This is a genomic window from Bacteroidales bacterium (assembly GCA_018334875.1).
GTDB lineage: Bacteria > Bacteroidota > Bacteroidia > Bacteroidales > UBA12077 > JAGXLC01.
In genome coordinates, this window is record JAGXLC010000311.1 from 1 (window position 1) to 4,752 (window position 4,752).

4 protein-coding genes are annotated in these 4,752 nt (G+C 44.1%); all 4 read right to left on the bottom strand.

Going from position 1 to position 4,752, the window contains the following annotated elements; genetic code table 11:
• Positions 1-314 (bottom strand): sulfatase-like hydrolase/transferase (locus tag KGY70_17110; protein MBS3776920.1); only part of this gene is annotated, 314 nt, incomplete at its 3' end.
• Between the two features lie 248 nt (positions 315-562).
• A complete protein-coding gene (locus tag KGY70_17115) occupies positions 563-1,516 on the bottom strand; it encodes a sugar phosphate isomerase/epimerase (protein MBS3776921.1) in 954 nt (317 codons plus the stop codon).
• Between the two features lie 195 nt (positions 1,517-1,711).
• Positions 1,712-3,055: a Gfo/Idh/MocA family oxidoreductase gene (locus KGY70_17120; protein MBS3776922.1), complete on the bottom strand. Its 1,344-nt coding sequence runs from the start codon at positions 3,053-3,055 to the stop codon at positions 1,712-1,714.
• 61 nt (positions 3,056-3,116) lie between these two features.
• Entirely contained in the window at positions 3,117-4,499 is a 1,383-nt protein-coding gene (locus KGY70_17125; GenBank protein MBS3776923.1) for a Gfo/Idh/MocA family oxidoreductase, read from the bottom strand.
• Between the last annotated feature and the right edge of the window lie 253 nt (positions 4,500-4,752).

Below are 4,752 nucleotides of genomic sequence, written 5' to 3' on the forward strand. Positions count from 1 at the left end.
GTTTTCCGCTGGCTTCTGTGATTATGGGTACCCAGGGTAACCGATTGCATTCCGGTTACCATAGCAGATCTGCTGGGGCTGGAAACCGGGCAGGTAACAAAAGCCCGGGTAAACTGAACCCCTTCATTTGCAAGTTTATTTAGGTTGGGCGTATTGATGGTGGTTTCACCATAACTACTGATATGGGGGGAAGCATCTTCTGACAATATCCATAAAATATTCGGCCTGTCCTGGTCTTCTTCCTGTTTTTCAGAGCTACAGGAAAAAAGCATCCAGGGAGCTAACAAAAGTGTGTAATTAATTGCTGTATGCATTGATATACAAATTTTAAAATGTATCTGGTTTTAAAAATAAAGATATCAGAAATCTTTTGCTTCATCTATCTATTTCTCATTTCTTAAGGTTACTCAGGAGACTGAGAAGTCATGGTTTAATAAAGATTTGTACGTAAAGCGTACAAATCTTGCTATTATATAAATCCTTTTTGCTCAGACTGAATGGATCATGAGGCGCTTACGCCTTATAGTATCTTAACAAGCATGATAAAGCACATACCTATAAATCATCCAATCCTCTTCTCAATTTCCATGAAAGTCTTCATACATTCCCTGGCGATTTTTTTGCCTCCGGGTTCAAAATCAAAGACTTCAACCGAAACCCACTTATTATAATTTAATTCTTTGAGCACTTCAAATACCCGCACATATTCTGGAGTAAGATCGGCGGGACTCATTAAGGTGCCGTCCATAGCCTGAAAATGAACATGATGGATATGATCCGCGTATTTGCGAACGAGTACATCAAATGGTTCCGTTTCATCCGGCGTATTATGAAAATCAAACATGGTGGCGATAGCAGGATGATTAACTTGATTCACTATTTTCATTGCATCGGCAAGGGTATTCACAACATCTGTCTGATCACTTGATAGTGGCTCTACAAGGATTTTTACACCCCGTTCCTGGGCATGATCGGCTACCCGGGACAAACCATCGGCAAAGTAGTCCATTGCTTCCTGAACGGAAAGCCCCTCTGTCGTACTTCTTTGGCCGGGTGACCCAAAAATCATTACTTCTCCTCCAAGATCACCGCAGAAATCTATCAATGAATCCAGATAATCTACGGAACGTTTCCTTAACTGGTCATCCGGAGTAGTAAAATGCAGACCTTTGGGGGGAGGCGCAAGTAACCAATGCAATCCGGCGCATTCTATACCTGCATTTTCCATATCCTGAACCATCTGCTGCCGTTCACCGGCACCAATCTCTTCAACCCCCTTTTCTACAAGGGTGAATGGTGCAATTTCAACTCCTTTATATCCGGCATTCCCAATTATGTTACATTGTTCTGCCCAGCTTAGTTCCTGCATGCTTTCATTACATAATGCATATTTGAACATATTTTCCTTACCATCTCTCTGGCCGCGGCCACATGAGACAGGCAATCCTGCAACGCCTAATGTGCCTAATGCTAAAGCAGAGGTTTTAAGAAAGTCTCTCCGATTATAATATTTCATTTTTTATCTATTTTTTAATTTACCATAAAACGCGTGAAATAAAGTTAAATCTTAAATTAATAAGTCTTTAATTTGGACAAGCCAAAACGGAAACACATTAAATTCTTTGAAAGCATCCTGTTTGGTTTTGGCTCGTCCAAATTAGGACTTAACTTTATTGTTAATCTGAATTTTTATGCGGTCTTTTTCAGTAACCTAAACTTTATTGGGTATAACGAATGGTTCCCGATAATTCCGTTTCAAATAAATCGATTCATTTGCAGCCTGATCACCAACAAACCGTTCGTTATCGGGATTAAATTCAAGGTTTTTGTTCAAACGCGTGGCTATTAATCCCAGGTGACAGAGTGATGAAGAAAGATGTCCCTCATAAATGTCTGCATTTAGCAGATGTCGGTCTCTTGCGCGAACCGCTTCAATAAAATTGGCATAATGATCGCCGCCGGCATCGTTCTCAGGACCTGGTTCCTCATCTCTGCCGAGATAAGTTTTATAATGACTGTAACTGTCAATCACCATATAACCTTCGGATCCATAAAAGATCACGCCAACCTTGGCGCCTTTTTCATCGTTGGTAATCCAGGGCCGGGTATCAAAAACCATCATCTTTCCCTTTTGCCCTGCATTTGGAAACATAAAGGAGGAATTAATTACATTGGGCACTTCCTTGTCGTCATCCCAGAGAAACATACCTCCCATCGAAGCTATCCGGGTGGGCATTTCTACTCCCAGACCCCACCGGCAGATATCCATCTGGTGAACGCCCTGGTTACCAATATCACCATTGCCATATTCCCACTGCCAGTGCCAGTCATAGTGTACACGACTTTCACTGTAAGGTTCGTACTGAGCAGGTCCTAGCCAGAGATCATAATGTACCTCCTTTGGTGGAGTTTTTATGGGTTTTTTCCCAATAGAACCACGCCATCGATAACATAAGCCCCGTGCCATATATACCTCACCCAGAAGCCCGTCGCGAATATGCTGAATGGCCTCCTGTATACCTTTGCTGCTCCTTATCTGAGTTCCGTGTTGGACAACCCGATCATATTTACGGGCAGCTTCCACCATTTTACGGCCTTCCCAAACATTATGGGAGCCGGGTTTTTCTACATAGACGTCTTTACCAGCCTGACAAGCCCAAACTGTTGCCAGGGCATGCCAGTGATTTGTTGTTGCTATAGCGATTGCATCAATATCCGGATCTTCCAGAACACGGCGGACATCGACTTCAGTACCGGGACGCGATCCTTGTATATCTTCCGTCTCCTTTACCCGATCCGGGAAAAACCTTTCATCTATGTCGCATAACGTCTTGACCTGCACATTCTCCATATTGGCAAAAGCATTGATATGGGAGCCTCCTCTGCCGCCGATTCCAACTACAGCAATATTAATTCGGTCATTGGCGCCAATAGAATTCTTTCTTGTCCGCGGATTGGAAACAGCCATTGGTCCCATTGTTGCAAAACCAGCCGTTGCCAGGGTACTTCGTGTAATAAAGTCCCTGCGTGAAATTTTCTTTGATTTTGAAGCCATAAAGCCTCCTTTTAGTTTAATTGATTTTTATTATTTTTTGAATAAACAGCAACCTATTGAATTAAAGGCGTTTGGGAACTACAAACGGCTCGCGATAATTTCTGCTCAGGTATGCATTGGCCTCTTCATCATCCACAAATCGCTCGCTCAACCCGTCAAACATCAGCTCACGCCCCACACGATAGGATATATTACCCAGATGGGGTAATATGCTGGAGCGATGTCCAACTTCCACGTCACAGGTCAGGTCTTCGCGCTTACCTGAACGGACGGCGGCAATGAAGTTTTCGAAATGTCCGCCTCCACCGGTGCCGATAAGATTCATAGAATCCAGTTCTTCTTCGCTGGTTCCTTCAGAAGATGGGCCTGGTTCATAGTCACGTCCCATCCAGGTTTTCCAGTTACCTCCCGAATCGATTTGCATAACTCCCTTGCTTCCATAAAAGAAATCACCTATGGTCCGTCCGGGCTCTCCGAATTCACCATTGGTCAGAAGCCCGCGGGTTTCAAACTCCAGAATGGTTCCGTCGGCATATTCAAAAATTGAAAGCTGCGTGTTAGGGGTTTCCTGGGTTGAGTCATAGACAAAGTAACCGCCTTTGGAGGTGATCTTGATGGGGGCTTCTTCCTTGTTCAGTCCCCACCGGGCTATATCAAACTGGTGCGGTCCCTGGTTACCTGTATCACCGTTACCGAATGCCCAGTGCCAATGCCAGTTATAATGGACGTAATTCGGATTGAAAGGAAGTTCCGGGGCAGGACCCAACCACAGATCATAATGCAGTCCATCGGGTACCGGCTGATTTGAGGGATTACCTATATCTCCCCTCGGCTTGAAGCACAATCCCCGGGCCATATAAATGTCTCCAATGCCGCCTTCATGGAGAAATTTCATCGCGGCATTGGTGTTTTGCCGGGAACGGTTCTGGTATCCAATTTGAACAATTCGGTTATACTTGCGTGCTGCATCTACCATTTTGCGCCCTTCGAATATATTGTGAGATGAGGGTTTTTCGCAATACACATGTTTCCCTGCCTGACAGGCCCAGATGGTACCCAAAGCATGCCAGTGATTGGGTGTGGCAAAACCGACTGCATCGATATCAGGATCCTCCAGTACACGGCGGATATCTACTTCCGTGCCGGGGCGGGAACCCTGAACTTCTTCGGTCATCTTTACCCGATCGGGAAAAAGTTTTTCATCCACGTCACATAGTGTTTTTATGTGCACATTCTCCATTTCTCCGAAATTCTGTATAAGAGATTGCCCTCTGCCTCGAATTCCTGCCACAGCAATGTTAATCCTATCATTGGCACCAATGGAATTTTTCCTTACTTTAGGACTGGAAGCAGCCATTGGACCGATGGTGGCCAATCCGGCAGTTGCCAGGGTGCTTCGGGTAATGAAGTCCCTGCGTGTGATTTTTTTTGATTTTAATGACATAATATGTACCTCCTGTTATTTATAGTTTGCTAATAATGCTTGATGTTTGTATTTTTTAGTTAATAGACATGGTAGCCGAATAATGTCTCTTATCCGGTTTTGGTAATCATTTCCTTAAACAGTGCTTTTTGCTCTTCCAGTGCTTTTATGCGATCTCCGGGATTTGTCCTTGCTTCCAGAAGAATCCAGCCATCGTAATTCATCCCGGCCATCAGGTTAAACAACTGTTGATAAGGGTAATCTCCCTGGTTTA